The organism is Actinacidiphila acidipaludis (genome assembly GCF_019890725.1).
Lineage (GTDB): Bacteria > Actinomycetota > Actinomycetes > Streptomycetales > Streptomycetaceae > Actinacidiphila > Actinacidiphila acidipaludis.
Genome location: NZ_JAINZZ010000170.1, coordinates 1 through 216 on the forward strand (window position 1 = coordinate 1; position 216 = coordinate 216).

1 protein-coding gene is annotated in these 216 nt (G+C 72.2%); it reads left to right on the forward strand.

The window, feature by feature from the left end:
* Window positions 1–216 (forward strand): condensation domain-containing protein (locus K7862_RS37180; RefSeq protein WP_222970241.1); only part of this gene is annotated, 216 nt, incomplete at both ends.

Below are 216 nucleotides of genomic sequence, written 5' to 3' on the forward strand. Positions count from 1 at the left end.
GCGACCACCGACGCCGACCTGCCCGACGCCCTCGCCACCGAAGCCGGCCGCGGCTTCGACCTCGCCAACGAACTCCCCCTACGCGCCCACCTCTTCACGGTCGACAGTGAACACAGCGTCCTGCTGCTCACCCTCCACCACATCGCCGCCGACGGCTGGTCCCTCGCCCCCCTCGCCCGCGACCTGTCCACCGCCTACACCACCCGCACCACCACC